The 2,112-nt window shown below is 68.9% G+C and carries 2 protein-coding genes; both read left to right on the forward strand.

Going from position 1 to position 2,112, the window contains the following annotated elements; translation table 11 throughout:
- Positions 1-1,201, forward strand: a 1,201-nt coding sequence (locus ACXJKH_RS19165) for an autotransporter family protein (RefSeq protein ID WP_457321749.1), incomplete at its 5' end; no start/stop codon positions are given.
- 297 nt (positions 1,202-1,498) lie between these two features.
- Positions 1,499-2,112: sulfatase-like hydrolase/transferase (locus ACXJKH_RS19170; RefSeq protein ID WP_457321750.1), on the forward strand; the 614-nt coding region annotated here is incomplete at its 3' end.

The following is a 2,112-nucleotide window of genomic DNA, read 5'->3' on the forward strand; positions in this document are numbered from 1 at the left end:
GCCGGGAGCCCTCACCCATGACGGCATCCATCTGGTCCAGGTGGACGGCGTTTCTGCCGGTGAATACCAGTTGCAGGGCCGTGCCGTGGGCGGTGCCTATGAGTACTTCCTGCATCAGGGTGGCCGCACCGACCCGACCGATGGCGACTGGTACCTGCGCTCGCAACTGCCGGTGGCCCCCATCGACGAGTGCCTGGCCAACCCGCAGCGCCCGGCTTGCCTGGACCCCGAAGTGCCCACGCCGGTCGAGCGCCCGGAAGGCGGCGTCTACCTCGCCAACCAGGCCGCTGCCGTCGGCATGTTCGACCTCACGATGCACGAGCGCGTGGGTGAGCCGAACCTGGCAGAGCGCCAGAAGAACGCGGATACGATGGGCGGCGTCTGGGCCCGCGTGACCTCGGACCATACCCGTGGCCGCATCGATGACCAGCTCACACATCAGGGCCGCCAGCACCTGCTGCAGGTGGGCGCCGACCTCACTCGTTGGGGCCGCGAAGACCGCGGTGTCGCTGGCGTGATGGTGGGGACCGGCGAAGCCACCGAGCGCGTGCTCTCCGAGGTCACCGGCTATACCGCCGAAGGTCGGGTCAAGGGCCGCGCCGCCGGTGTCTACGGCAGCTGGCTGCGCGATGCCGCAAACGACGGCGGCCTCTACGTGGACAGCTGGGCGCAGATCGCGCGCTTCCGTAACACCACCCATGGCGACGCCCTGCGCACCGAGCGTTACGACAACCGCAGCACCAGCGCATCGGTGGAAGCCGGCTATGCCTTCAACGTGCATCGCGGCAGCGCCAGCGCCATGTACCTGGAGCCGCAGGCACAGGTGATCTGGAGCGACTACCGCATGGACGGCGGCCATCACGTGGAGGCCAACGGCACCGACGTGCGCGAGGCCAATGCCGGTGACGTGCGCACCCGCGTCGGGGTGCGCCTGTTCGGTCACACCACGCTGGAGGGCATCAACCGCGTGCAGCCGTTCGCAGCCGTGAACTGGCTGCGCAGCCATGGCGGCGCCAACGCCGTGTGGCTCGATGACATCCGCCTGGAAGGAGCGGCGCCGCGCGATGTGTACGAGGCCAAGGCCGGCGTGCAGTTGCAGCTCAGCCGCAGCCTGACCGCCTGGGGCGAGATCAGCGCCGGGCGTGGTGCTCAGGACTACCGCAGCTATGGCGGTTTGTTGGGGGTGAAGTACGCCTGGTGAACTCGCTGACCGGGAAGCGTGCGCCGTGGTAAACCACGCGTCGCGCTGAAGAAGGGCGCCCCAAGGGCGCCCTTCTTGCTGTTCGGGCGGCACAACGCCGCCAGCACTGTGATCCTTGACACCCCAGGCAGAATCGAGGGTGCCTGGCGACCAGCGGCCTAGCGCCGATGCACGGTTTCGCGCACCTGAGCAAATGGCATCGCCAGTACTTCTACCTATCGGCGGCACCGTTGTTCTTCGGATGCCAATCCAGGACGCCACCGCGACACTGGGCCCTCAGTTCACCGAGGCGCCCCCATGAGCCAGGAACTCCCCGGCAGCACCCTTCCCCTTCCCGAGCAGGCCTACCAGGGACCGCTCTCCTTCGATGCGAAGAAGCTGGGTGTCAAGCTGCCGCCGATCACCGCCAGGCGCCCGCCGGACGGCGCGCCCAACGTCCTGCTGATCATGTTCGACGATGTCGGCTTCGGTGCCGCCAGCGCCTTCGGCGGGCCGGTGCGCACGCCCACCGCCGACCGGCTCGCCAACGGCGGCCTGCGCTACACCCGCTTCCACACCACCGCGTTGTGTTCGCCCACGCGCGCGGCGCTGCTCTCGGGCCGCAACCATCATGCGGTGGCGATGGGCCACATCACCGAGACCGCCACGCCCGCGCCCGGCTACCGCTCCACCCGCCCCAACTCGGCCGTGCCACTGCCGGAAATCCTGCGCCAGAACGGCTACAACACCGCCCAGTTCGGCAAGTGCCACGAAGTGCCCGTGTGGGAGTCCGGGCCCACCGGCCCGTTCGACCATTGGCCGGCCTCCAGCGGCTTCGAGCGTTTCTACGGCTTCATCGGCGGCGAAACCAACCAATGGACGCCCGCCCTGATCGACGGCGTGTCTACCGTCGAGGCACCGCTGGACCCCGG

The organism is Stenotrophomonas sp. P5_B8 (genome assembly GCF_054049855.1).